Raw genomic sequence first — 24,224 nt, forward strand, 5'->3', positions numbered from 1 at the left:
TTCCTCTTTGGTTTCTTTTGCGTTGCCGAGGAACATCTTAGCACGTTCGAATTTTGAATTTTGTATGGCCGGTAACAGATTTCCAAATTTAGTACATGAACTCCATCGGCGTAAATCGGATTCCGTTAACCGTCCTCTCCTTGCCGGTCTCCGTAAAACCAAGACGACGATAAAACGGGACGGCCAAGCGCGAGGAATTTACCGTCATCCGTTTGATGTCCGGCAGGCACCGGCAACGCTCCTCCACGGTACGGAACAACCGATTCGCTATCCCTTGCCGGTGGTGCTCTCTTTTTACGAATAACAAGAATATATGACTTTCTCCCATCGTGGCTATAACGCCGATCCACTTCCCGTTTACCTTACTCCCCCAAAAGTGGACCTCTCCTCGTCTGAACCGCTCTAACAACGTCTCGTACGAGATGACCTGTTTAAAAGCCTCTACACCCTCGTCGGTATACTCCGGAGCTTCGAATTCCCGAAATACGCTCCAGACCAGTTCTAGCGCTGGACGGATATCTTTTTCCTGCAGCCTGACGATTTCCATGTTCAACCTCCCCAAAATATTACTCCTATCATCCAGGGTTGAAGAAAAAAATGCAATAAAAAAGAAGCGATGGCTAAAGCGCAGCCTCCGCCTCATATTTAGTCCTACCGCCGCGGTTCTCAAATCAAACAACCTTGAAGGGATACGGCTTTTTGGTTTCGCGGTCCGCGATGCTTACCATTACCGACTCCGGCTTAACCCTTGCGATCAAACCCATCGCTTCAATGCGACCCACCATTTCGGCCAGGTAGGCTGCGGTTTTGTTTTTCGGCCCGCTCCCGCCGTCAATATCCACGATAAACCGGATATCCGCGCCCTGTTCCATGTGCGGCAAAATGATATTTTCAAGGGCGGCTCGTTCTTCATAACCGAACTGCCCAGCAATTTCTTGACTGAAAGAGGTCTCCAAGGATAGCTTTTCTTGAACGGAATAGATTTCCCGGGGCAGGATCACCTGACGGCTGCATAACCAAGCTCCTTTTCCGACTCGGTACACCACAATGTAACTGACGAATTTGGTATGCCCCGGATGCGTCTGTGCGTCGGTCGTGATCACAAGATCATAGACGCCCCTCGGATCGGCCGCGACGAATCGGGAAATCCGATTCAGCACTTCGCTAAATTCCAGATCCTGCTCCGTCGTATTCCGGAATGTCGTTTCATGAATAAATGGGTATTGACGTGTTTTTCTTTTCATGGGATTCACCTGTACTGCAAGGCTGGCTTCTTCCTTTCGCTTTGGATTTGACGGTCCATGGATCGGACCGGATTTGCCCATCGAGCGGCAATGTTGGTTTTTTTATTCTTATGTTATTGTGGCCGCCAAGTGAACAGAAATGTACCGAGCCGGATTCGAACCAGCGCGCTTTTTACGGACCAGATTTACAGTCTGGCGGTTTCAACCTCTCACCCATCGGCACTTGTTAAAATTGGCAGGGGCCGTGGGCATCGAACCCACCTCAGTCTGCTTTGGAGGCAGACTCGCCGCCGAGGACATGGACCCCTATTTGGAGAAAAATGACGTGGACGGGGCTTGAACCCGCAAATCCCGGCGTGAAAGGCCGGTGTGTTCTCCAATTTCACCACCACGCCATGAAAACTGTGTTGATGGACTACGGTAAATCGTGGCTTGGAGCGGGCTTAACTCCCGCTGATTTTTTACAGCTTGTGTTTCGTTCGGCCACCATTACTAACCCGACAAGTGACCGACTCACACTTTGCGAACCGTATGTTATGTACTTTTGGTGCGGCCGGTGGGACTTGAACCCACAACCGAAGCTGGCGCTTCACGGGTTTTTAAGACCCGCATGTCTGCCATTCCATCACAACCGCATGTCTGCCTCTCCAGGGCTCGAACCTGGGGTCGCGGCTTCAAAGGCCGTCGCCTTACCGGCTTGGCTAAGAGGCAATATCGAGAAATTAACCGGTACATACGTTCCCCATGGGGATCAAAAAAAGACTACTCCCCTTCCAAGCGTTCCATTGAACCGGCCCCTTTCAACTTCATAAGCTGACAAAGGCAAGCACAAATGGACCACTTGCGAAGGTGCAAGCAGCCTTTTACGTACAAAGCTATGGATCTACGGATCTGGATTCAGAACGGTCCGCGATTCACAATCACGTCAGTACCGTTCCTCCTCCTTTCGGGATGATACGGACTAAACGCGGTACGTAAAAGCTACTCATAATCGGCTCGAGATAGGCCTGATCTAAGCCGGCCAACAACTCGTTATTCTCGCATTCGCGCCAATCCTGGCTGGATGGATGCGTCTCGTTGAACATGGTCTCGGCATAATAAGGCGTAAAAAGTTTTTTCATAACCTATCCCTTCCTTTCTTCGTAGATTTGTCGTACTTTCGTTATCCGATATTACTTTCATGCATTATCGCTTTAATGTTTTACCGTTTTACTGATTTGATGTTATCACGGCTTTTTTTGGGTGTCAACCCTTTTTTTACTTTTTTTCGATAACATAGATGCAAAAAAGCCGCCGAGTTTCCTCAGCGGCCTTATATCCAAAACGTATAGACATATTTTTGAATGCCTACGCAGTACCTGTACGAATACAGGAGGATATTTCGAGCACTCCGCGTGAAGAGGATGAAGATCTATTCCGGGCACGAAGAAATAAGCGGCTCTCCTCATAAAGGGACCACTGTTCCAAGTTTGGAATTTCAACGAAAAACATCCGTGTTTTCATCCTGGTTCACATCCTTTCCTGCGCAGCTTCCATAATTTTTACCAGATTAAAGCAAGAGCCTGTTTTTTGTCAAGCAAAAAATAAAAATCCCCACTCTTCCTAGCTCATCATTTGAGCCACAATAATGCGATGGCCGTCGGGATCCAGCAGAGCCGCTTCCTTCAAGTCGGGAAAATAGCCGGGCTTCCCCGTCAGTTGAAACCCCTGACGCGAGATATATTCCAGCGCCGCATCAAAGTGTTCCGTTTCGAAATATAAAGGCTCTGTGAATGCACCGCCATTCATAAAGCCGTTCCGATCAAGCAAAAGTGCGGCGCCATCTGCCATGGGAACCGAGTATATCGCTCCGCCTGCCGCGGAAGCATCATACGGGACGCCCAGCAGATCGGAATACCAGCGCGCCGTCTCCGGGATATGCTTCACATCCACAAACACCCCGCCTATTTTCGGCAAAATCGGACTTTCCGTTATGAATTCGGTATCCTCGGCCGGAGAAGCGCTCCAGCAAACCATCTGCGCATTTCCTTCGGGGTCGCGGAAATTGAAATACGCCATTGTTCCGTGATATTCCGGCTCAAGGATGGTCTCACCCTTCTCTAGGACGTATCGGTAAGCTTCCTCCAAATTTGAGGTTTTGAACATGATCCTTGGCTTCATGCTTTCATCCCACTCCGGGTTTTGCCGGTTTGCCGTATTCGAATCAAGGATCAGATGAGTTCCCTTAAACTCAAACCAATACACGGGCCCGCCGTTAAGCCGCTCCTCAAAAACCGGAAGGCCTAACAAACGGCTGTACCATTCCGCGGATTTCCTTAAATCCGTTACATGGACGAATACACTGGCAATCCGGTTCTCCAACGGGGAAATCGATGCGGATTCAAAGATGGCGCTTTCACGGTTCTTCAGTGGAAATCAACTCCTTCGGCTTATTTCATTAAGCTGATAAAATCCTATAAATTTGATCTAATTTTATCACAACTAAACCAAACCTTCCATGACTCCCCTCTTGGATCAGCACGATTGTCCGCAAATAAAAAAAGCCGCAAGAAAGGATATTCTTGCAGCTTTGATAGGTTGGATCTTACCACCTGCGGCACAAAACTCAGCCCAATCAGGACAAAGTCCGGACCAGTTGACGGAGCGCATCGTCCAGCGACGTTAGCGGACGGCCAAGCACTTTCTCGAAATCGTCGCTCCGGATTTCCAAATCCCCTTCCCGAATGCCCTGTTGAATGCTGACCAGCATCGGAATGACGAAATCGGGAACGCCGGCATTTTTCATGATTTCCGCGTAAGTCGCATCATCGACCTGCTGTACGGGAACCTCTTTCCCCAGCACCTTGCCGACTGCGGATGCCAATTCCTCTTGACTGAGCGGTTTGCCGGATAGCTCATAAATCGTATTTTCGTGGCCTGTTCCGGACAAAACCGCCGCCGCGGCTTCGGCGTAATCCTGCTGTGAAGCCCATCCGACTTTACCGCTCCCCGCCGAGGTTACCCACGGTGCTCCCGCGAGGACGCCTTGAACGCTTGAGATTTCATTCTCCAGGTACCAGTTGTTGCGCAAAAAAGCGTACGGAATGCCCGTCTTCATAATCGCCTTCTCTGTCTCTTGATGGGTAGGAGCCAGGAAGAGCTTGCTGTCCTGAGCATTGGCCAGGCTGGTATAGGCAATAAAGCCCACCTTTGCCCGGACGGCCGCCTCAACGGCGTTGGTATGCTGACGGATCCGTGTTTCGTTATCCCCGTCCGCGGAAATCAGCAGCATGCGGTCGACTCCCGCAAAAGCCAAATCAAGACTTTCGGGAACATCAAAGTCGCCTTGACGAACATCCACACCCAAGGCCCGCAAGTTTTCCGCCTTCTCCGGATTGCGTACGCTAACGGCCAACTGGCTGGCCGGCACGGTTTTCAGCAGATGTTCCACCACTTTCTTGCCCAGTTTCCCTGTCGCTCCAGTTACTAGCATCTTCATATACCATACCTCCATATGTGTTGTAATGTTTATTGTTATAACTATTCATGTTACAACAAATGTATAAAATAAGGCCTCTTCAAGAGGCTTATTTTCAATTGAATCGGTGGATCAGTTCATCCAGTGTCGTTTGTGCCAATCTTTGCTCCATAGCGGTTTGGGCCTCGGCCAATTCCTCCTGCAGAACCTTCTCGATATTCCGGCCCACCTGACATTGAATGTTGGAATTCTCATGAATTCGGAACAGCCGGTTCTCTTCCGTCACATGGACGGCGCGATATATATCGAGAAGCGTGATTTGAGCCGGGTCCCGAACCAATGTAGCTCCACCTACTCCCGGACGGACATCCACCAGCCCCGCTTTTTTTAACATGCTCATAATTCTGCGGATCACTACCGGATTCGTATTTACGCTCCCTGCGATAAAATCTCCGGTACAGTCCACAGGGCTTATGGCAATCAGGGAAAGGGTATGCACCGCTATAGAAAAACGAGTGCTAATTTGTTTCAAGTAATCACCCTCCAGTTGTAACCATTATAGTTACTACTATCGATTATGTCAATTTTTTTCGCAACGAATCCGACTATGACAAAACCTGTCACTATCTGAGGGTATACTGATTACAAACCTAGACCGATAAATCGCCGGACGGGTTAACCTTACTATTCGAGGAGCTGAGTTTACGATGTCATTTCAAATCACCCCCTTCATTATGCTGAACGGCCAAGCCGAGGAAGCTATCGACTTCTATGAAACGGCACTAGGGGCCAAGACGCTGTTTAAGCAAACTTACGGGGAGGCGCCGGATGCCTCCGGAGACACCCTCCCCCCTGGGTTACGAAGCAGGTTAGCCCATTCCGTGTTAAAAATCGGAGAAGCCGATCTTTTTGTTGCGGATTCTCTGGAAACCACCGCATCCACGGATCGGAGCGAAACCGTCCAAGTCTGCATTACGACGCCTGACGCCGAAACGACCCGGCGTTTCTTCGACGGCTTGTCTGAGGGCGGTCAGACCGTTTTTCCTTTGCAGCAAGTTCACTTCAGCGAAGCTTACGGCATGGTCAAAGACCGGTTCGGCGTCACCTTCCATCTGTTTACGCGGCGCCGTCAGTAAAGAGAAGCTCGGCCGGGCACCATTGCCCGGCTCTTTCTTTAGAAGTTCCCCGCATCGCGAAGCACTATCATTTCTTGTAAAAACCGTTCCGGCTCTTCGTAATGGGGCATATGAGCCGACTGCTCAAACACGATCAGCTTCTTGGCCGGTGCGTCCAGCTTCTCAAGGTACCGGGCCGCCTGATCGCTTGGCGTGGCCTGATCGTAAGCGCCCAGCAGGAAATAAACGGGCACCTCGACCCGGGGAACCACCTTCTCCAAATGATGCGTCAGCAGCTGCCGGTGCAAATGCTTCACACTAAACGTGACTCCCCGAACATAACGGAGTTTATCGAACACCGTATACTCTGGTGCGGACCAAATGGCTCTGAAAATCTCCCACCCCTTTTTGCCATGAACCTTGCCGCCGTATTTTTGTAAAATAACCGAGTACTTCCACAACCCTTTTGTAAAATGGCGAAACGGCGGCTCACCGATGGCTCGCAGTTCCCGCACCGCTTTCTCGTCCCCTCTTTTCGCCGCTTCCTCCAGTAAATACCGATACGAGTCGGTTAAACAATCCAAGAGTCCTACGGCCTGACAAAGTCCGATGTAAGCGCGAATGTGCCTCGGATACCGCTGAGCGATCAACACGCCGAGGATCGTTCCGAAGGAGTGGCCCAGGACAAACAACCGCTCGATCCCCAGCCTCCTTTTGACATAGGTGATGACCTCGCCCGCATCCTGAACCAGTTGCTCCAGATTCATTTTGGACGGATCCCGTTTACCCGCCCGAAATGACTTGCCCGCCCCCCGTTGATCCCAATGGATTATCGTAAAATGCTTCTCCAATTCCGTGTCCAAAAGATGTGACAAATACATGTGGCTTTGCCCAGGCCCGCCATGAACGAACAACAGCGCGGGATTCGTCCGTTTCTCTCCCCGGATCAATATCCACTGGTCTACGTCTCCGATAGGTACAGCCTTCAATTCCGCAACACTTTCGCGTTCCTCTTCCCCTACATGATTCAAAAAGGGCGGTGTTTTGCCTGTTAACCAGCTCATCCCAATTCCTCCTCCAACTCAAATAGTCAACGTTGGCTATTTGCCCATATCTTATATTAGACAATATTGTTTAGTCAATATTGGATATTTTCTCAGACAAACGAAAAAAGCAACGCCCTTTTATGAAAGGACGTTGCTTTGAAAACTAGGCCGTTTACTGTCATCCTAATTGTCCCGGACGATGATATAGTTCAATAAGTGCTTTAAAAAACCGGTAGTCAACGGAAGCTCCTTCACCGCTTCCATCGCGAGGCAATAGTGCTCCCACATCGCCTGAGCGGCCCCGTCCCGCCCAAGAATCGTCACAAAGGTGGAATTGTTGTTTTCGACATCTTTGCCGGTAGGCTTCCCCAGCAATTCAAGATCGCCTTCCCCGTCCAGCAAATCATCCTTGATTTGAAAAGCGATTCCTGCGTGGTAGGCCACCTTTTTGAGCCATGCAATGTCCGATTCTTGCACTTGTGCAAGCATTGCGGGGGCGACGAGCGAGACTTCAAAAGCGATCCCCGTTTTATAGAAGCAAAGTGTGTTTAATTCCTCCAAAGTCAGCACTTTTCCTTTTGAGTTCAAATCCATCGCTTGACCCATACAAATTTCCCCCGCCTTGCGGGATAAATATCGCAATACACTCAGCACGGTTTTGCTGTCAAACCCATCCAGGGAGGCCTGCTCTTCAATCGCTTTCTGAATGAGATAAATCCCCGTCAATTCGGCGATGGCACTATTGTGTACCTGATGGAGGGTCGGTCTCCCCCGCCGCGTCGCCGAATTGTCCTGCGTCGGCAGATCGTCGAAGATCAAGGAAGCCGTGTGCATATACTCCAGCGCATTCAATAACGGCTTTAAGGCGGAAGCTTCCAGTCCGTATTCCTTAACCCCCATCACCCATGCGAGTACGGGGCGGATTCGCTTGCCGCTCCCCTCCAGACTGTAGTTGGCCGTATCGATGAGCAGCCCGTTTGCCGCAGGTAAAGCGTCAGGTCGGGGGATCTTCAACCATTCATTAATCCAGGCGCGGGCGGTTTGGATCGTTGTATAGAATTCTTCCTTTTCCTTGTGATTGTTTCTCATCGTTAAAAGCAGTTGATCCCGCAGCAGCTTGTCAAAAAAGTCCACGTCTTCCGCTTTTCGTACCATATACTGGATCACTTGGTTCAATTCCGGGATTCCGGCGGCGAAGATCTCCATGATTTCGTTATATTTATCCCGGCCGACACGTTGTTGGTATCGTTTCAGGCCATTGATGGCCCGATCCAGAATAATTTCGCGCGTTAACGGGTCCGATTGATAAACGTGGTGTATCAGATGAGATATGACGGTCCAATATAATTCAAACGGGTTGATTAAATCGGGCCGTTCATGGCGATAGGTTAAATAATAGGTATACGGGGTAACCGCTCCGTCCTCTAAGTCGTCGAACATATCGGCAAAATCATCGGCCAGCTGATTATACAGCCCGTAGTAAAACACTCGCTGGTTAAAGTCTTCATCCAGCGGAGCGCTAAGAACGGACCGGACGATGAGCCGGGAGGAAGCGGATTTGATGATGATGGGCAAATACAACTCTTCATTGCTGTAATCCGGCTTTTTTAAGTCCTTGAGCCGGTCCATGTCCTGGGAGTGAAAAAACACATAGGAATGTTCATAAAAAAGATTCCGGGTCTCCTGACTTTGGTAATTTTTGATGTATTCATACGCTTCCCGCAGCTCATCATGAACGTAACGTACCAATTCGGGGTTACCGCCGCTCCAATCCCCCAGCTCAGGTACGGCTCCATTCGTTAATGTGGCCCGGATCATCGAGGAATAACGCTCTTTCTCTTCGTCTTGCAACGCCCCGGAGTCCAGCAGATCATCGATAAACGGGTAAGTTAGTCCATAATAATAACCGAGCCGGATCGCTTCGTCCAACCTCCGGGAGCGTTCCTTGGAAGAAATCTCCCCTTCGTCCATTTCATCCAACGCGTGCATCACGACGCCGACGATAATCTTGATTAATTTCCGCTTTGCTTCCTCCGCGTTCATTTCTTTGGGGATTCGGGGGGATACGCCTTTGATTTTGTGAATCACCCAAATGGCCGCATTCTCCACGGATTCCTTTTGCGCCCAACGGTAAAACGCGGCTAAACTGATGAAATCCGGTTGGCGCTCCTTATTTTCATCGGAAGGATGGTTCAGCAGCGTCTTGATCTCGGTGACCAATCGGTCGACTTTGAACTTCGTCCGCCCGGAGTTCAAATCTTTTCCCAAATCCCGCAAATAGATATAGGAAATGCTGCGTTCCAGGTAACTGTCCAGTTTTCCGGCATAGTTCAACCAGGCGATATATCGATGGAAATCCGTCGAGTCCGGCTGCTTCCTGTTGAAGCGAGAAAAAAAGGACAGGATCGAACCGGCCCGGACATGCTTCTTCTGCCACTTTTGAAAGTCCTCGATTAGCGCGGGGAGATAAGACCCTTCTTTTACATCCGCCCGCAATTTCGAAAAATACTCAGCGGCCTTTAGCTCCGCCCGCCTGTACCAAGCGTCCGCTTGCTGGTTCTCTGCTTTGTTCATCCGATGTTATACCTCAACTTATGTATCGAGAATTTAAATGTTTTGAATCTAAAGTTGTTATTCTAGATTATTATACACGAACCTCTATGAAAAACCGACTACGGACCGTTTTTTACCCGGACTAAAGTCTGGGATTTCGCGAGGGACCCCGGTATGCGATATAATTTACCTTAAATCGGGATAACGCTCCCTGCGAACGTAAGGACGGTGATATCGACAAACATGCGCTTCCTGTTAAACTTTAAGTCGTTTATGAAAGCCTGGCGCGATTACCCTTTGGAAACCAACAAAACGCTGGCCGAACGGTATATCGTCCAAGAGTTGATTGGTGAGGGAAGCTACGGATTAATATATAAATGTACGGATCGGATCAGCGGGTCCTCCGTCGCGGTGAAGCAAGCGAGACCCAGCAAAGGCTCCCGCGCCGAGAACTTTTTGAAAAGAGAAGCGGACATCTTGAAAACCGTCGGACATCCGCAAATTCCCGAATACATCGACTTGTTTAAAGATAAGAACGGCGCTTATTTGGTCATGTCTTTTTTGCACGGCGATACGTTCGAGGATTTGATTTTTGACCAAGGGAAGCGGTTGACCGAAGAGGATTGCGTCCGTTATACGCTGGATTTGCTCGACCTGGTGGAACATATTCATCAAAAAGGGTTTGTGCATCTGGATCTGCGAATTCCGAACGTGTTTATACATGATGGCCGGTTGTATCTGATCGATTTCGGGCTGGCCCGAAAAATCGGAGAACCCCCTCCCCGGGAGCGGCCTCCAGGAATGGGATTTCCATTTATCCGTTCCTCCTCAGGTCGGTTCAAAACCGCGGAAATTCAGACCGACCTTTTCGACATCGGGCATTTTATGCTGTTTCTGCTGTATTCCTCCTTTGAGCCCGACGATTCCCCCTCCTCTAAGGCAAACGATCGGAGCTGGCAGGAAGAACTGGACCTGTCCGACGAGCTTCGACAAATTCTGGAACGCTTGCTGGAGCTGCGGAAGCCGTATGCCGGCATTCATCGCCTGAAGGAAGATTTGCTTCGCCTCCGACGCCTCCACGATGAATACGGCGAATCTACCGAAAGTTGAAGGTGCCGTTCCTTTTGTGATAATATCCGAATAAAGTTAAAGTAAATATTACCATCTAGAAAGGTGGAATAGGGATGTTAAGAAAATGGATCGACAAGTTTCTGCACTCCTCCTCTCATAGTCGTCATCGAAGGCGTTACAGCAGCTCCGCGAAACACTACGGCAAAAGATACAGCAGCAGCCATGGATATGCCCGTCGCCGGGGCTCATCCTCCGACTTTCATCACCGTCACGGAAATCTGGGGCACGGCTATTATAAATCCAGAAGGGGCAGTTCGAGTTAATGATGATAAATACTTTACTATTGGACGAACAATTCCGGAATCCGCGGTTAACTGAGGGGCTCGCCTGGCATGACGAGCCTCGAAGCTGGTTTATTGATACGGAACTTAGCCAGCTTGTGCTGCATACCGAAGAGAACACGGATTTTTGGCAAAAGACGCACTACGGTTTTCAAGCCGATAGCGGGCATTTCTTATATACGGCTACTCCGAAAAATTTCAGAATGACAACCAAAGTCATCGCCCGGCCGAAATCGCGATACGATCAGGCCGGGTTAATGATCCGGTTCTCCGAGGAGCTATGGATCAAAACCTCAGTGGAATACATAGCGGAAGGGACCGGAAAACTCGGAGCGGTGGTGACAAACCGGGGCTATTCGGATTGGTCGACCCAATCCGTAGCGCTTCCCGGCGGCGAAATCGAGATGTTCTTCCGGCTTTCCAAAATCGGTCAAAATAGTTATGCCGATTATTCCTGGGATGGGGAGCATTGGTCGCAAATCCGCGTCGCTCACCTGGATCTTCCTCCGGGTGCCCCGGTTTATGCCGGATTGTACGCCTGCAGTCCCCAAGGCAAAGAACTGGAGGTCCGATTTGACTTTTTGACCCTCGAAGAGCTCGGCGACGACCCGAATGAGGCGTACCTTTAATAAAGACAATCCGGATCGAGTCGATTCTTCGGCGAAAGTTAAGCAAGATGATAAAAATGGCCTCCGTTAGCGGAGGCCATTTTTTTATTACTTATTCGATTAACATGCTGGATTAATAAGGAACCTTGAACATGTAACGTCTTGTTTCCAGCGCGTGTCCCGTTGCGGCCGCAAGTTCGACGGCGTAAACGCGAAGGACAAAGTTCAGCAACAGCGGCGCAAGGTATCCTTTCAGTTCTTCATCGATTCCGCTCATGTCGAATTCCTTGGCATCCAGAATCAACAGCTTCTCGCCATGCTCTTTAAGGAATTTATGCGCTCTTTCTTCCATCGGACGGGTTTCGTCCAGCCCTTTCAACAGGATAAACGGTACGTCCTTATCCAGAATTTCGAACGGTCCGTGGAAGAATTCACCGGCATGAATCGCATGGGAATGTTTCCACTGCATTTCCATCAGAATGCAAATCGCAAAGGAGTAGGCGATTCCGTAGTTTACTCCGCTTGCCATCGTGTAGATGACGGACTCATTTTTAAAGGCTTGGGCATAGGCTTTGGCGCTCTCCAAGGATTGCTCCTTCGCTTTCTTCAGCACTTGACCGAAGTTGTCCAAGCTGCTCAGCAGCTTCTCGTATTTCTTGTTTCCTTCCTTAACGGCCAACAGACCCATGGTCAAACGATACAATACCGCATAGTTGGCGATTTCCGGATGCGGATCCAGTTGCCCCGGCGGCGCCCAGCTGTAATTTACAATAAAGTCGGACTCTTCGGCTAATGGAGCGGTCTCAACATACATCAGCGAAACGGTAAGAGCTCCTTTTCCTTTGGCAAATTTGGCCGCTTCGGTCGTTTCCGGTGTTTTCCCCTTGTGGGAACAAAGAATAACCAATGAATCGGAACCCAGCGTCGCGGGATTGCGGTAAATAAATTCGTTGGAGTTGTATACTTCCGCCGTGATTTGGGTCGATTCCCGGTCAATAAAGTATTTGCTCGGATACATCAAAGCGGAGGACCCGCCGCAAGCCACCAGAAATACCCGACGGATTTCTCTTTCTTTGTAGGCCTCAATGATTTGATTCACTTGCTCCTGCGCTGTAGTCAATACATTTGCTACGCTCATGATCTCGCCTCCATGGTTTAGTTGTTATATGTTGTATTATATATACTTATACAATTTATCGCATACAATGTCAACTTTTTATTCCGTTTTTCTCTCCCCAGCTATCCCTGGACTTGTCATTCGATAAGGATCCAGGATCGTTTCCAACTGTTTTTGATCGATCAAATGATGAGCGAGCAACAGCTCGCGCACCGTTTTCCCCGAGTTTATCGCTTCTTTGACGATTCGGGACGATGTCTCATAGCCGATATAAGGATTCAGCGCGGTAATCAGGCCGGTGCTTGAATTCACATGGCTGCTGCAGCGTTCCTCGTTGGCCGTTATACCCTCAAGACAATGGATCTTAAATACGCCAAAGGCGTTTTTCATAATGTCCAGCGATTGCAGCAAATTAAAAACAAGCACCGGCTCCATCACGTTAAGCTCCAACTGGCCGGCTTCGGAGGCCAGGCAGATCGTAAGATCGTTACCAAAAACCTGAAATGCCACCTGGTTGATGACCTCGCACATCACGGGGTTTATTTTCCCGGGCATGATCGAGGAACCCGGCTGACGGGGCGGCAGATGAATTTCGCCAAAACCCGCGCTTGGTCCCGAAGCCATGAGGCGCAAGTCATTGCAGATTTTAGACATGTTCAGCATGCAGATTTTTAGCGCGGCGGACAATTCCGTAAATCTGTCCGTATTTTGAGTCGCATCCGGCATGTGCTCCGCAAGACGGAGCGGCAAACCGCTAATCTTGCCCAGTGCTTCGACTACCCGCTCGATATACCTCGGATCCGCGTTGAGACCGGTACCTACCGCAGTCGCCCCCATGTTAATCGTCAGCAAATGCTCTCTGGCGCGTGCAATTCGCCCGATATCCCGGGATAATACTCTGGCGTAAGCCCCAAACTCTTGGCCTAACCGGATCGGCACCGCATCTTGAAGGTGGGTCCGCCCCATTTTGATCACGGCATCGAATTCCTCGGCCTTGGCATGAAACACCGCAGACATGGATTCCATCTCGCTTAATAGATCCTCCATTAAACCAAGTATCGCGATTTGCGATGCCGTCGGAAAACAGTCATTGGTAGATTGCGACATATTCACATGCGTATTGGGACTTACCCGGGTATAATCCCCTTTGACTCCGCCCAGAAGCTCAATCGCCCGATTGGCCAGCACCTCATTGGCATTCATGTTTATCGAAGTTCCCGCTCCCCCTTGAATCGGATCGACGACAAACTGGTCATGGAAGCGGCCTGCCCGGATCTCCCCGGCAGCCTGCTCGATGGCCGCGCCTATTTCGGGCTTCAGCCTTCCCGTCTCGCGATTTGCCTTCGCGGCGGCTTCTTTCACCATGGCCAGGGCGCAGATCAACCGTTCATGAATCCGGTAACCTGTGATTGGGAAATTTTCCACGGAACGCATCGTCTGAATTCCATAATAGGCATCAAGGGGCACCTGTTTCTCTCCCAAAAAATCCTTCTCAATTCTATGTGATTCCGGCAGCATGAACCATCTCTCCTTCCTCCGGCAGCGATGCGCTAAAATCGGAAGGGATCCTCTTGGCCACGCCCGTTTTGAGCGCAGCCCGGATTACGGCTTCCCTGACCTTAACGACGACCCTCTCGTTAAAAATGTTCGGCACGATGTATCGTTCATTCAGCTCGGATTCGCTTATGACATCCGCAATCGCTTTGGCCGCCTCCAGTTTCATGGCTTCGTTGATCAGACTCGCTCCACAATCCAGCGCACCGCGAAAAACGCCGGGAAAGACCAGCACATTGTTGATTTGATTCGGATAGTCGCTGCGTCCGGTTGCAAAAATCCGCACATGCGGCATCGCTTCTTCCGGGGAAATTTCCGGCTCGGGATTGGCCATGGCGAAGACGATCGGATTCTCGGCCATAGCTTGGATATGTGAAACCGACAACACGCCGGCCCGGGAAACACCGATAAACACATCCGCCCCTTCTATCACGTCCGATAGCTGACCCGTCCGATCACCCACCTGCGGCTGATCCGCCAGCCAGCTCCACATCGGATGATCATAGCTGCCGCCGCGGACGATCGCTCCGCTCCGGTCCACGGGGATCAGATGCTTGACACCGGCGGTAATCAGCATTTTGCAGATGGATACGCCGGCGGCGCCGACGCCGTTCACGACGACCTTAATCTCTTCCATCCGCTTTCCGATCACCTTCAGGGCATTCATTAAACCTCCGATCACCACAATGGCCGTGCCGTGCTGATCATCGTGAAAAACCGGGATGTCCAGCTCTTCCTGAAGTCTGCGCTCGATCTCAAAACAGCGCGGCGAACTGATATCCTCCAGGTTGATACCGCCAAAAATAGGACTTATCGCCTTGACCGTACGGATAATCTCCTCCGTATCCTTCGTATCCAAACAAATCGGAAAAGCATCCACGTTCGCAAGCTGTTTGAAAAGCATGGACTTGCCCTCCATCACGGGAGCCGCGGCACTAGGCCCGATATCTCCCAACCCTAGCACCGCGGTGCCGTCGGTCACGACCGCCACCGTATTCCTCTTCAACGTCAGGGAATACGCCCTTTGGGGATCTTGAGCTATCGCGGCACATACTCTGGCTACGCCCGGTGTGTAGACCCGGGATAAATCCATAGTGGTCTTGATCTGCATGGTGGGCTGAATGGAAATTTTCCCGCCCAGATGGGCAACAAAGACGCGATCGGAAACCTCAACGATCCGGATCCCGTTCAACAATTCCAGTTCTTTCAAGATCCCTTCGTAACCATCCCGTTCCAGTTGAATGTCAACATCGCGGATGGAGGTACCGATATCCGAGCGAATCGTCTCCACGGACACGATATCACCGCCGAACCGGTTGACGATCTCCACCACATCGCCGAAGCCGACTTTGGCGTGCAGCAGTTCCAATCGAAGCCTCAGATTTTCATATCCCATTCGCCTCTCCCCTATCCCAGAGATCTGCTAATATTATTAGGTTGAATTGTTCAGCTTTTTGGGCTTGAAACGGCCAAGCATGGAAAAGCCCGCGGCCCCCAGCAAACTGAGCGCCGCCGCTCCTCCGAACAGAAGAGGATAACCGCCCGCTTCAATGACGAAGCCGCCGATATTGCTGGCCACAATGCCCGCAATATTCGTGTACACCACGATGAATAAGGAATGGGCCGTCGTCTTGGTGTGCGTCGGACTGTTATCGTAGGCATAGTTAATACCGGTTGCCAGGAATAGGGCATAAGTTACACCCGATAGAATCTGATTGAACATAAGCACCTCAAACCCGGGCTCCAGTGCGAGGATATACCAACGAAGCGCTCCCGCCGCCGAGACGAAGGTAAGCGTCCTGACATACCCCAATTTGCCGATGATGTAGCCGGAGAATAAGAAAACGGGAATTTCAGCGATAGAGGAAACCGTATAAAGCATGCCGATTTTGCCGGAAGCTTCGCCTCCAAAATGGCTGATATACACGGAGTAAAAAGCATTGTTCGCCTGCGGACCGATCGCCGTAAGGAAAACCGGAATAAGAAACAAGGAGAAGCTTCCTACTTTTAACAAAGGAACCATTTCCTTATAGATCCTTTTGCGCGGGGCTTGTCCACTCTCCACTCCCGCTTTCTTCCCGTCCCTTTTTTCCGGCTTCAGAAAGAAACTGAGCAAACACATGATCATCATAAACAAAAGATAGACCGGGAAGAGCAGCGCCAAACCGAACCGGTCGTACAGCATCCCAAATACCGTAACGGAGAGGCCGAAGCTTACGGAACCCAACACCCGTATGGCCCCATAACTCAGCGCGTTTTTCTTCGCATGCCTGACGGTGACGGCGTCGACCACAGGCTGTGTGGCGGATGCGAATACCGCCAACACAACCGATATGGCTACATAAACAGCGAAGCTGTGATCGGCCAAACGGTACAGGAACATGATCCAGGGGGTGATCCCCATGCTTAGGATCAGGACCGGTCTCTCAATCCCGTAATAATCGATCAGCATCCCCCAAACCGGCTGGGTCAGCAGTCCAACCAAAGGGCCGATCGAGAAAATAAAACCGATTTGCTGCGCGGATAACCCCTCCTCCGCGAACCAGTAGCTCAAGAAAGGGAGATAAGACGCATAGGCAATGTAAAAGAAGTAGTTGTACAGATGCATCGAGTATTTCCGCAGCGCCTCCGACATATAGATGCCTCCAAATTTTTAGCGGTACACCCGTTCCATCCTTTTGGCCAATAAGGAAAGCGGATAACAGATCAGGAAATACACGGCAAGCACCAGGGTATACATCTGCGTAGCGATCGACAATCCTTCCATGAGCTCAACCCGCTCAATAACGAGCTGTACCGACTTCAGGAAATCCAGATTGCCGATCAGAACGGATAGTGAGGTCGATTGAATAAGATTGGACATCAGTCCGATGACGGAGGGAAGCATCCGCCGTATAGCTTGCGGCAATATTACATAACGCATCGTCTGAGCGGAACTTAGCCCGATCGCCAGCCCCGCCTCCGTTTGCGTGGGAGGGATGGATTGAATGGCTCCGCGTACCGCAACGGAAATGTTGGCGCTGCTCCATAGGCTGAGTGCGATCATCGCGGAAATGTAACTGTTGACTTGAATGCCCATTTCCGGCAGGAGAAAGAACACAAGGAACAACGTAATCACGATCGGCAGACCGCGAAATAACTCCGCGTATCCCTTCATGATCCTGACGACAACTTTGGAATTTGCGGTCTGCAGCACACCGACGATCATACCGAGCAGCAAGGCAATACCGAGGCAGCTGAGGCTTAATAAGATCGTATTAATCAACCCGTCGAGGAGAAAGTTTAAATTTTTCGATAATACTTCCATTTAGCCCCCTGCCTTTCTTTGCTTTTTTGTAATCCAGCTTGCGCTCGATCCGCCCGAACAAATACGAGGTGCCCCAAACCAGCAGGAGATAGATAACCGCTATTGTAATCAGCATTTCATAGGTTTTAAAATCATAGGCGATCCGATCCATCGCCGCAAAAGTCAGCTCCGCAACGCCAATACTTGTCATATAGGCGGAGTTTTTAATCACCGAAACAGCGGTGTTGCTGAAAGCGGGAAAGCTGATCCGAAAGCCCAACGGGACGATAATATGACGCACGATCTGCCAGGTGCTTAGTCCGAGCGACTGACCGGATTCAATCAACGCATGCGGTACGGCGTCGGTTCCTCCGCGAAAGTTCTCCGCCGCAAACGCCCCGCCCCACAAAGACAGGGCGATGATGCCTACCGCAACCGCAGACAGCTTCACTCCGAAAGCCGGCAGGCCGAAATACAGGAAGAAGACGTGCACCAATAACGGTGTGTTCCGGATCACGTCCACATAGACGCCGATCACTTGGGAGAGAACCGGTATTTTCAAGGTGCGGACAACGGCGCCGCTCATTCCTATAACCAGCGATAAGGCGATGCTTATCACGCTGATAAAAAGGGTCATTTTGAGTCCCGTAAGCAAGAGCGGCAATGCATCGATGATATAGCCGAAATCAAAACTCATGCCTCAGCACCTCCTCATGGTGTCATCTTACATGGCATTTTTAAGAAATTGCCGGGTTCGTTCTTCCTGCGGGTTGCCAAACACCTGCTCCGGCGGTCCTTGTTCCACGATCACGCCTTGGTCCATAAAGATAATCCGATCGCCGACATCGCGGCCGAAGCCCATTTCATGGGTGACGATCAGCATCGTTGTGCCCCGGGCGGCCAAGTCCTTCATAACATCCAGCACATCGCGTACCCGTTCCGGATCCAGCGCGGACGTCACTTCATCGAACAGAAGCACTTCGGGATTCATGACTAGCGACCTTGCGATCGCTACGCGTTGCTGTTGTCCTCCGGAGAGCTGCGCGGGATAACTGTTCGCTTTATCCAGAAGTCCGACTTGATCGAGCAGTTCGCTGGCCTGGGGCAGCACTTCGCTCTTGGCCCGTTTTTGCACCTTCATCGGAGCAAGCAGCAGGTTTTCCATGACCGTCAGGTGAGGAAAAAGATTGTAGCTTTGAAAAACCATGCCGATCCTTTGCCGGACTTTTTGCAGGGAAGACGGGGTGTAATCGATTTTTTGGTCGTCGATGTAGATCTCCCCGTCGTTTATGCTCTCCAAACCGTTAATGCAGCGCAGCAGCGTACTTTTGCCCGAGCCGCTCGGCCCGATAATCACGATCACTTCCTGGGAATGGACGTCGATATCGACACCGCGAAGAATGAGGTTATCTCCATACTGTTTCTTCAGATTACGGATGGATAATTTCGGTTGCTTCGTTTCCATGCTGTCCCCTCCCTGATTTTGTGCTGACGTTATGGTCTCGGGATCATTTGCATCGGATCCAAATCGCCGGCTTTCGGCATATATTCTTCAATCAGCGATTTAAAATAGTCCTCTTGTCTCATCTGCTCAAGCGAGTCGTTCACCAGTTTCAGCATGGCCGCGTCGCCTTTACGGACGCCGATCGCCATCGGCGCAAAGGCCACCTGCTCCCCTACAATCGTGTAGTCCGTGGATGTTTTTACGAATTCGGACATGAGCACGGCATCATGGAACATCGCGTCGGCCCGGCCATCCTTTAATGCGCGGAACGCATCGGCATTGCTCTCAATCTTGATCTGCTCGGCCGTCGGCACATTTTCATCAAGATAGGTGGACCCTGTGGATCCCTTGATGACGATGACCTTCTTGCCCGCAAGATCGGAAATCGCGTTAATGCCGCTGTCCTTCTTGACGACCGTAACGACACCGCCGTCAAAAAATGTCGTTGAGAAGTCAAGCTGCTTCTTGCGTTCCTCGGTTACCCCCAAGGTGGCGGCGATAAAGTCGATTTTGTTGGAATCCAGATAAGGTATCCGGTTTGTGGCGTTAACCGGGACGAATTCAACCGCATTTTTATCACCAAAAGCGTATTCGGCCATTTTTTGGACCACGCCGATTTCATAACCCGCGTTCTTACCGGTCTCGTCCAAATAACCCAGCGGAGGATAGTCGACTTTGACGCCAACGCGAAGCTTTCCGCGCTGTTTTACCGCCTCGGGCAAGTTTTCCGCCTGCGCGGCGGACGCCGTATTGGCGGTTTTACCGTCCGCTCCTTTCGTACCGGAGCCGGCACCCGCTTCGTTCTTTCCGCATCCGGACAGCACAACCGCCATACTCAGCGAAATCATCAGCACCCAATGGCCCACCAAGTTCTTGCGTCTTTTGTTCTTCATTTTCCATCCTCGCTTTCACTTTTGAGATTTTATTTGAAATGTAGGGTCTAACTCATCCCGCGGCTTGTCCTACTCGCCGATGACTTGAATATAAACTTTCCGGCTCTTGGGACCGTCGAATTCGGCAAGATACACGTCCTGGGCGTCGCCGGCAATCATCCGGCCATTCTCCACGACGAACAAGCAGCTATTGCCCGAAAGCATCGACTTCAAGTGAGAAGGTGAATTGCTGCCGGTTGCTCCGTAGGAAGGCAGGAAGTGCGCATGCGCATAAGGGAAATCTTTCGGAACCAGTCGCTCCAGCAGTTCCTCGATATCCGTTTCCACACATTCAAGTCCTTCATTAATCATGATCCCTGTCGTGGTATGCGCCGAGATCACGGCCGCGATCCCGTTTTGAACCCCGCATTCTTCAACAAAGCTGCGGATTGTATCGGTAATTTTGATCATTTGAAATTCGGCCGTCGAACGCAATACGATCGTTTTTAGTTTAACCATGGCCGATCATTCCTCCTTTCGCCTAAAAAGACTTGTGCATTGCCGCCCAATATTTTTTGCAGCGTTTTTGGCCTGAACTCCATCGCTTCCAGCGCCGGCAGCAGCCTTTTCGCCTTGAAGCGTGGGCTGTTCGTGCCGAACATGACCTTGTCGTTCAAATTCCGCTCGATCCAGAGGGGGCCCATGTTCGTTTTGAATACCTGCCGGTAAAAATCGAGGGCGTTATCCATGTGAAGAAGCGAAGTGTCGGTAAACACGTTCGGGTACTTCAACAGCAGCATGACGGTTTCGTGAACCCAAGGCCAGCCGAAGTGCGCCAAACAGATGCGCAGTTCCGGATAGGCTATGGCTACCTCTTCAAAGTTCACGGGCTGGGCATATTTTGAAGGCGCATCCGGTTCCCAGCTCATGCCGGCATGAAACAGAATCGGCTTGTCGAACTCCAGGCATTTTTCGTAAATCGGTTTCAGTTTATCGTCACCCGGATAAAACTTCTGCTTGGACGGGTGGAGTTTCAACCCCTTTAAACCCAGTTCCCGGAAAGCGTAGTCAAGGACCTCTACAGCGTCATTCCGGTGCGGATCCACACTGGCAAATCCAATGAAACGATCCGGCGCCAAATCGACCAATTGCTTGACCTCTTCGTTGGATACGATCCATCCGGCGCTCTGGGTGGTCAGATCCAGGGGCAGCAGAATCGACCGGCTGATATTCATGTAGTCCATCTCTTGCAGCACCGACTCAAGCGGGCTGGGAGACTGCTTGAAAATGCCGAACTCCTTCTTGCGGTAGTCCAAAACTTGCTTGTCGTCGCTGATCGCTTTGTGAAAAATAGGGTGTGTGTGTACATCGATAATCAATTTATCATCCGCCTTTCCGCCTGTCCGGCTGTTTTTTAATAAGGTTCGAATCGGGAAACGACGCCTGCGGCGACAACCGCACCTTGCCTAAGCGATTCGGGAATCGGCCATCCCTTCAACTGCCCGTACATAAAGCCCGCGCAGAACGAGTCTCCCGCCCCGACCGTGTTGACAACTTCGGTTTTGACGATATCGCCGCGGTGAAACGTCTCACCGTCGTAAGCAAGGCTTCCGTGTTCCCCCAAAGTCACGACCACCAAACCGGGTCCTTGGTTGTACGCCCATTTCATAAAATCGATAATGTAGTCGTCTTCCCGGTCGTAGGAGAAGAACACATAATCGGTATCCGGCAGGACCGGTCCAGCGATTTCCTTCCGGGTCCTGGTGGAAAAATCGTAAATGACCTTAATCCCCTGACTGCGGAAGTACGAAAGATGTTCATTGATCCGGCCGGACAGGTTGGTGTGAATGGCTTGATGTTGAAGAATAAATTCTATATCCTGTCCGGTTAAAGCAAACTCGGCCATTACGCCTTCGATCTTTTCTTTATGCACCCGGTCATTTCCATTCAAGTCCATCTTGAAAATCGCGGTTTTGCCTGGACGTACATGCATACACGTCACGTCCACCTCTTCCTCCCTAAGCTTCTCCATCATCATCGACCCGTACAAATCATTGCCGACGACACTTACCATGGAAACATCCACGCCCAATCGGCTTAGATGAATGACAAAATCAACGCTGTTCCCGGTCGGATAGTATTTACCTAAATTTTCATACTTGTCAATGCAACTGAATCCAACTCCCGCTACGCGCATACCGGCCTCCTTTGTCAATGAGTCATGGTCTTTTAAAGCAGATTGTATATGTTGTTATATTATAAGATATACCATCTCTATACAACACCAGTCAACGGTAAATTTCAATGTAAGTGTTTTCTCTATGTTACATTTCCTTTCATAAACCCATTTATTGGGATCTTTCCTCAAAAAAAGAAGGAACAATGTTAGATATACTAACATTGTTCCTTGTAATCATTCCTATTTTCTAATTCCGTAACCAAATGCGCCGTAGTTTTCACATGTCCTGGCTGCCGAACGTGCCGCCTTCTGAAGGGCCTCTTCCATCTTCCATTTTCCATGATAGGCGGACAAAAACGCTCCGATAAACGAATCCCCCGCCCCCATTGTATCAATCACGTTGGCGGCTAGCGGAACTTGCTCAAACCGAACTCCCTCCGCCGAGAAATGAGCAGCCTCGCTCCCGCGTGTCACTCCGATGACCTTGACTCCATATCCGTGCACACAGGCCATCAGATCCCCGATCTCTGCAAGGGTCAACTCGCTCCCCGAGAAAAAAGCATAGTCGATATGCGGACAAACCTGTTTTAAGTAAAGCTCATTCCAACGCTTGGGCGTGGAAAAGTCAAAGGCGACGGGCAGATGGGACAAGCCCTCGAGCTCGTGCTCGATATCACTGTTTACACTCGCATGAATCAAATCGTAACCGCCGATATAAGAAATATCGTCCTCCGTGAGCTTAAGCTGGAGCAGGGAAGTTATGCGCTCATTACGATTTGTGCCCATAAAAATTCGATCCCTTTCCTCGTTCAGCGTGACTCTCGCTTCTCCGTTAGGTCCATAGGCGCGGCGGATTCGGGAGGTGTCGATATCCTCCCGGCGCATACAGTCAAAGACATGCGCAGCAGCCCGGTCATCTCCCAGAATGCCTATATACGCACAAGATTCCGCCCCGTTTCTTTTTGCGGCCACAGCTACGTTGAGGGCGTTTCCTCCTGGATAAATCAAGCCTTGGTCCTGATAATAATCGACCACATTATCTCCGATTGCAACGAGTCTCATTCGGCACCACCCCAACTTGTTATTTGTTGTATTATAATAATTAATACAGAGAACACAAGACCACGTCAAGAAAAAAAGCCCCCCATCTCTGCTCCTCGCCTGGAAGGAGTAAAGATAGAGAGCCCACTGGGATTGCTCGTCTACTTGCGTTTTCCCGAATTGATTGTAAAAATGACCTTGCTGGACATATAAACGGATTGCGAATAGTGCACCGGTCTGTCCTGTTGATCATAAGTAATTTTTCCGAGTAAATAAAGAGGCGTTCCCCTGTCGCAATGGAACAAGCTTGACTCGTATTCCGTCGCGAGAATAACCTCCAGCGTTTTTTCCGAGAAGGCAGGTTCAACTCCATAACGTTCTTTTAATATGTGGTAAGTGGAGGGTGACTCGCCAATATGTTTTTCCAGGTCCGGCAGGATATCCAGCGGAAAAAAGGAGGTTTCGATAATAAAAGGTTGATTATCGATGAACAGAAGGCGATGCAGCTTAAGCACCGGGTCGTTCAACTGGATTTTAAAAGTGCTTGCCAGTTTGTCGTCCGCTTCAATGACGAGATTCGAAAGGATCTGCGAGCTTGGTGTTTTTCCGGACATAGTCGTCATATCGGAGAAGCTTCCCACCGAAATCAACTCTCGCTTCTCCTTCAGTTCACGCACGTAACTGCCTTTGCCCTGTTGACTATGCAAAACCCCCTCTTCCACCAAATCCGTAATGGCTCGTCGAACGGTAATGCGGCTCACTCCGTAGGTCTTTCCGATTTCCGCTTCAGGGGGCAGCTTTTGACCCGCTTTGTAAACGCCTCTGGAAATATCGTCTTTAATGATTTGTTTTAATTGAAGATAGAGTGGACTTTGGCTGGACACATTCAATTTCATCTGTTTTCTTTCTCCTTCGGAAATAAACTAGGCCCGATTCTGCAAGTCATTATCATATCATATGTTATCATATGACTTGCGACTTATTTGTTATTATAGTAACATACCCCAAGTTGATAATAAAGCGAGTTGAGAAAAGGCGGCGCCTCCGCGACTGTCCGACTAAAAAAACCGTCCTCAGACCATTAGTCTTCAGACGGCGGCTTCCGGTATACGTTTATAAAGACACAAACTCCCCTGAATGTGACTTCCAGCCGCTAACTCCCAACTGCGGCAAATAGCCGATCCCGATCGGATGAATCTTAGAGGAAGCGGTGTTCAGGCGCGCCATCCAAGCAGC

At 50.3% G+C, this 24,224-nt stretch carries 24 protein-coding genes and 5 tRNA genes; 3 read left to right on the forward strand and 26 right to left on the reverse strand.

Annotated elements, in window-relative coordinates; genetic code table 11:
- Positions 1–88 precede the first annotated feature (88 nt).
- The 11 genes from LBW89_RS20120 to LBW89_RS20170 form a co-directional block, all read right to left on the reverse strand.
- Positions 89–547 (reverse strand): GNAT family N-acetyltransferase, encoded by a 459-nt coding sequence (locus tag LBW89_RS20120; RefSeq protein WP_225040078.1) that lies wholly within the window; start codon positions 545–547, stop codon positions 89–91.
- A gap of 124 nt (positions 548–671) precedes the next feature.
- A complete protein-coding gene (locus tag LBW89_RS20125; RefSeq protein ID WP_225040080.1) occupies positions 672–1,244 on the reverse strand; it encodes a ribonuclease H-like YkuK family protein in 573 nt (190 codons plus the stop codon).
- A gap of 140 nt (positions 1,245–1,384) precedes the next feature.
- A tRNA-Tyr gene (locus LBW89_RS20130) sits at positions 1,385–1,467 on the reverse strand.
- Between the two features lie 10 nt (positions 1,468–1,477).
- Positions 1,478–1,552: transfer RNA gene (locus LBW89_RS20135), tRNA-Trp, on the reverse strand.
- Between the two features lie 13 nt (positions 1,553–1,565).
- Positions 1,566–1,639: transfer RNA gene (locus LBW89_RS20140), tRNA-Glu, on the reverse strand.
- Positions 1,640–1,789: 150 nt separating this feature from the next.
- Positions 1,790–1,879, reverse strand: a tRNA-Leu gene (locus LBW89_RS20145).
- A 4-nt stretch (positions 1,880–1,883) separates the two neighbouring features.
- Positions 1,884–1,955, reverse strand: a tRNA-Gln gene (locus tag LBW89_RS20150).
- Between the two features lie 209 nt (positions 1,956–2,164).
- Positions 2,165–2,365: a hypothetical protein gene (locus LBW89_RS20155; RefSeq protein ID WP_225040082.1), complete on the reverse strand. Its 201-nt coding sequence runs from the start codon at positions 2,363–2,365 to the stop codon at positions 2,165–2,167.
- Between the two features lie 481 nt (positions 2,366–2,846).
- Positions 2,847–3,605 (reverse strand): VOC family protein, encoded by a 759-nt coding sequence (locus LBW89_RS20160; protein WP_225040084.1) that lies wholly within the window; start codon positions 3,603–3,605, stop codon positions 2,847–2,849.
- A 253-nt stretch (positions 3,606–3,858) separates the two neighbouring features.
- Complete coding sequence (locus tag LBW89_RS20165; protein WP_225040086.1) at positions 3,859–4,722, reverse strand: SDR family oxidoreductase; 864 nt, start codon at positions 4,720–4,722, stop codon at positions 3,859–3,861.
- 94 nt (positions 4,723–4,816) lie between these two features.
- Positions 4,817–5,233 (reverse strand): Rrf2 family transcriptional regulator, encoded by a 417-nt coding sequence (locus tag LBW89_RS20170; protein WP_225040087.1) that lies wholly within the window; start codon positions 5,231–5,233, stop codon positions 4,817–4,819.
- Between the two features lie 175 nt (positions 5,234–5,408).
- Between LBW89_RS20170 and LBW89_RS20175 the strand changes: the two genes are divergently transcribed.
- Complete coding sequence (locus LBW89_RS20175; RefSeq protein ID WP_225040089.1) at positions 5,409–5,837, forward strand: VOC family protein; 429 nt, start codon at positions 5,409–5,411, stop codon at positions 5,835–5,837.
- Between the two features lie 38 nt (positions 5,838–5,875).
- On the opposite strand, the gene LBW89_RS20180 is transcribed toward LBW89_RS20175, so the two are convergent.
- Both LBW89_RS20180 and LBW89_RS20185 read right to left on the reverse strand, forming a co-directional pair.
- Positions 5,876–6,880 (reverse strand): alpha/beta fold hydrolase, encoded by a 1,005-nt coding sequence (locus LBW89_RS20180; protein WP_225040091.1) that lies wholly within the window; start codon positions 6,878–6,880, stop codon positions 5,876–5,878.
- A gap of 165 nt (positions 6,881–7,045) precedes the next feature.
- Positions 7,046–9,436, reverse strand: coding sequence for a polyprenyl synthetase family protein (locus LBW89_RS20185; protein ID WP_225040092.1), 2,391 nt, complete (start codon positions 9,434–9,436; stop codon positions 7,046–7,048).
- A 222-nt stretch (positions 9,437–9,658) separates the two neighbouring features.
- Between LBW89_RS20185 and LBW89_RS20190 the strand changes: the two genes are divergently transcribed.
- Positions 9,659–10,525, forward strand: a complete 867-nt coding sequence (locus LBW89_RS20190; RefSeq protein WP_225040093.1) for a serine/threonine protein kinase — start codon at positions 9,659–9,661, stop codon at positions 10,523–10,525.
- Positions 10,526–10,808: 283 nt separating this feature from the next.
- Positions 10,809–11,456, forward strand: coding sequence for a DUF1349 domain-containing protein (locus LBW89_RS20195; protein ID WP_225040095.1), 648 nt, complete (start codon positions 10,809–10,811; stop codon positions 11,454–11,456).
- Positions 11,457–11,568: 112 nt separating this feature from the next.
- Here LBW89_RS20195 and LBW89_RS20200 read toward each other — a convergent pair whose 3' ends face one another.
- The 13 genes from LBW89_RS20200 to LBW89_RS20260 form a co-directional block, all read right to left on the reverse strand.
- On the reverse strand, positions 11,569–12,555 hold the full coding sequence (locus LBW89_RS20200) for an SIS domain-containing protein (protein WP_211373382.1): 987 nt from the start codon (positions 12,553–12,555) through the stop codon (positions 11,569–11,571).
- Between the two features lie 96 nt (positions 12,556–12,651).
- Complete coding sequence (locus tag LBW89_RS20205) at positions 12,652–14,070, reverse strand: aspartate ammonia-lyase (protein ID WP_225040097.1); 1,419 nt, start codon at positions 14,068–14,070, stop codon at positions 12,652–12,654.
- The gene (locus LBW89_RS20210; RefSeq protein WP_225040098.1) at positions 14,051–15,502 is read right to left on the reverse strand and encodes an NAD-dependent malic enzyme; all 1,452 of its coding nucleotides are present in this window, start codon (positions 15,500–15,502) and stop codon (positions 14,051–14,053) included. Before LBW89_RS20210 ends, LBW89_RS20205 begins: the two co-directional genes overlap by 20 nt.
- A gap of 36 nt (positions 15,503–15,538) precedes the next feature.
- On the reverse strand, positions 15,539–16,741 hold the full coding sequence (locus LBW89_RS20215; protein ID WP_225040100.1) for an MFS transporter: 1,203 nt from the start codon (positions 16,739–16,741) through the stop codon (positions 15,539–15,541).
- 18 nt (positions 16,742–16,759) lie between these two features.
- On the reverse strand, positions 16,760–17,413 hold the full coding sequence (locus LBW89_RS20220; protein ID WP_148457788.1) for an amino acid ABC transporter permease: 654 nt from the start codon (positions 17,411–17,413) through the stop codon (positions 16,760–16,762).
- Positions 17,364–18,089: an amino acid ABC transporter permease gene (locus LBW89_RS20225; RefSeq protein WP_148457789.1), complete on the reverse strand. Its 726-nt coding sequence runs from the start codon at positions 18,087–18,089 to the stop codon at positions 17,364–17,366. Before LBW89_RS20225 ends, LBW89_RS20220 begins: the two co-directional genes overlap by 50 nt.
- A gap of 27 nt (positions 18,090–18,116) precedes the next feature.
- Positions 18,117–18,857 (reverse strand): amino acid ABC transporter ATP-binding protein, encoded by a 741-nt coding sequence (locus tag LBW89_RS20230; protein ID WP_148457790.1) that lies wholly within the window; start codon positions 18,855–18,857, stop codon positions 18,117–18,119.
- Positions 18,858–18,886: 29 nt separating this feature from the next.
- Positions 18,887–19,789 carry a transporter substrate-binding domain-containing protein gene (locus LBW89_RS20235; RefSeq protein WP_148457791.1) on the reverse strand — a complete coding sequence of 301 codons (903 nt, stop codon included), beginning with the start codon at positions 19,787–19,789 and terminating at the stop codon, positions 18,887–18,889.
- A gap of 69 nt (positions 19,790–19,858) precedes the next feature.
- Positions 19,859–20,287, reverse strand: coding sequence for a secondary thiamine-phosphate synthase enzyme YjbQ (locus LBW89_RS20240; protein WP_148457792.1), 429 nt, complete (start codon positions 20,285–20,287; stop codon positions 19,859–19,861).
- A complete protein-coding gene (locus LBW89_RS20245) occupies positions 20,275–21,147 on the reverse strand; it encodes an amidohydrolase family protein (RefSeq protein ID WP_225040102.1) in 873 nt (290 codons plus the stop codon). The genes LBW89_RS20240 and LBW89_RS20245 overlap by 13 nt, the downstream gene beginning before the upstream one ends.
- A gap of 35 nt (positions 21,148–21,182) precedes the next feature.
- A complete protein-coding gene (gene frlD, locus LBW89_RS20250; RefSeq protein WP_148457794.1) occupies positions 21,183–21,965 on the reverse strand; it encodes a fructoselysine 6-kinase in 783 nt (260 codons plus the stop codon).
- 222 nt (positions 21,966–22,187) lie between these two features.
- Positions 22,188–23,024 carry a PfkB family carbohydrate kinase gene (locus LBW89_RS20255; protein ID WP_263639245.1) on the reverse strand — a complete coding sequence of 279 codons (837 nt, stop codon included), beginning with the start codon at positions 23,022–23,024 and terminating at the stop codon, positions 22,188–22,190.
- A gap of 125 nt (positions 23,025–23,149) precedes the next feature.
- Positions 23,150–23,884, reverse strand: coding sequence for a UTRA domain-containing protein (locus LBW89_RS20260; protein WP_148457796.1), 735 nt, complete (start codon positions 23,882–23,884; stop codon positions 23,150–23,152).
- Positions 23,885–24,224: the final 340 nt, after the last annotated feature.

It is taken from the genome of Paenibacillus sp. alder61 (assembly GCF_020179875.1).
Classification (GTDB): Bacteria; Bacillota; Bacilli; order Paenibacillales; family Paenibacillaceae; genus Fontibacillus; species Fontibacillus faecis.

Bases quoted from the DNA above. Each gene is read 5' to 3' on its own strand.
- LBW89_RS20215 (WP_225040100.1), bottom strand. From the start codon at position 16,741: ATGTCGGAGGCGCTGCGGAAATACTCGATGCATCTGTACAACTACTTC.
- LBW89_RS20165 (WP_225040086.1), bottom strand. From the start codon at position 4,722: ATGAAGATGCTAGTAACTGGAGCGACAGGGAAACTGGGCAAGAAAGTG.
- LBW89_RS20190 (WP_225040093.1), top strand. From the start codon at position 9,659: ATGCGCTTCCTGTTAAACTTTAAGTCGTTTATGAAAGCCTGGCGCGAT.
- LBW89_RS20260 (WP_148457796.1), bottom strand. From the start codon at position 23,884: ATGAAATTGAATGTGTCCAGCCAAAGTCCACTCTATCTTCAATTAAAA.
- LBW89_RS20120 (WP_225040078.1), bottom strand. From the start codon at position 547: ATGGAAATCGTCAGGCTGCAGGAAAAAGATATCCGTCCAGCGCTAGAA.
- frlD (WP_148457794.1), bottom strand. From the start codon at position 21,965: ATGCGCGTAGCGGGAGTTGGATTCAGTTGCATTGACAAGTATGAAAAT.
- LBW89_RS20180 (WP_225040091.1), bottom strand. From the start codon at position 6,880: ATGAGCTGGTTAACAGGCAAAACACCGCCCTTTTTGAATCATGTAGGG.
- LBW89_RS20230 (WP_148457790.1), bottom strand. From the start codon at position 18,857: ATGGAAACGAAGCAACCGAAATTATCCATCCGTAATCTGAAGAAACAG.
- LBW89_RS20210 (WP_225040098.1), bottom strand. From the start codon at position 15,502: ATGGGATATGAAAATCTGAGGCTTCGATTGGAACTGCTGCACGCCAAA.
- LBW89_RS20155 (WP_225040082.1), bottom strand. From the start codon at position 2,365: ATGAAAAAACTTTTTACGCCTTATTATGCCGAGACCATGTTCAACGAG.
- LBW89_RS20195 (WP_225040095.1), top strand. From the start codon at position 10,809: ATGATGATAAATACTTTACTATTGGACGAACAATTCCGGAATCCGCGG.
- LBW89_RS20220 (WP_148457788.1), bottom strand. From the start codon at position 17,413: ATGGAAGTATTATCGAAAAATTTAAACTTTCTCCTCGACGGGTTGATT.
- LBW89_RS20175 (WP_225040089.1), top strand. From the start codon at position 5,409: ATGTCATTTCAAATCACCCCCTTCATTATGCTGAACGGCCAAGCCGAG.
- LBW89_RS20235 (WP_148457791.1), bottom strand. From the start codon at position 19,789: ATGAAGAACAAAAGACGCAAGAACTTGGTGGGCCATTGGGTGCTGATG.
- LBW89_RS20240 (WP_148457792.1), bottom strand. From the start codon at position 20,287: ATGGTTAAACTAAAAACGATCGTATTGCGTTCGACGGCCGAATTTCAA.
- LBW89_RS20125 (WP_225040080.1), bottom strand. From the start codon at position 1,244: ATGAAAAGAAAAACACGTCAATACCCATTTATTCATGAAACGACATTC.
- LBW89_RS20205 (WP_225040097.1), bottom strand. From the start codon at position 14,070: ATGCTGCCGGAATCACATAGAATTGAGAAGGATTTTTTGGGAGAGAAA.
- LBW89_RS20225 (WP_148457789.1), bottom strand. From the start codon at position 18,089: ATGAGTTTTGATTTCGGCTATATCATCGATGCATTGCCGCTCTTGCTT.
- LBW89_RS20185 (WP_225040092.1), bottom strand. From the start codon at position 9,436: ATGAACAAAGCAGAGAACCAGCAAGCGGACGCTTGGTACAGGCGGGCG.